Source organism: Staphylococcus sp. HMSC071G07 (assembly GCF_001811435.1).
GTDB lineage: Bacteria > Bacillota > Bacilli > Staphylococcales > Staphylococcaceae > Staphylococcus > Staphylococcus pettenkoferi.
Window position 1 is genome coordinate 1 of the sequence record NZ_KV804781.1, and the last position, 373, is coordinate 373.

The following is a 373-nucleotide window of genomic DNA, read 5'->3' on the forward strand; positions in this document are numbered from 1 at the left end:
AAGTGCTCTACCAAGCTGAGCTACTTCCCGAGGTATAATGTTAAATTGCTAAAAGTGACGCGCCCGATAGGAGTCGAACCCATAGCCTTCTGATCCGTAGTCAGACGCTCTATCCAGTTGAGCTACGGGCGCATAATTTAGATGGTGCCGAGGACCGGAATCGAACCGGTACGGTGATCAACTCACCGCAGGATTTTAAGTCCTGTGCGTCTGCCAGTTCCGCCACCCCGGCAAAATAATGGAGCAGAAGACGGGATTCGAACCCGCGACCCCGACCTTGGCAAGGTCGTATTCTACCGCTGAACTACTTCTGCTTAATAGTTAAAATATTTAAATGAGCTGATGAGCCATAGAGGATTCGAACCTCTGACCC

At 50.1% G+C, this 373-nt stretch carries 3 tRNA genes; all 3 read right to left on the reverse strand.

Annotated features, from left to right (window positions below):
* Nucleotides 1-58: 58 nt before the first annotated feature.
* Nucleotides 59-132, reverse strand: a tRNA-Arg gene (locus tag HMPREF2802_RS08785).
* Between the two features lie 10 nt (nt 133-142).
* Nucleotides 143-232, reverse strand: a tRNA-Leu gene (locus HMPREF2802_RS08790).
* Nucleotides 233-239: 7 nt separating this feature from the next.
* Nucleotides 240-314, reverse strand: a tRNA-Gly gene (locus tag HMPREF2802_RS08795).
* Nucleotides 315-373 lie beyond the last annotated feature (59 nt).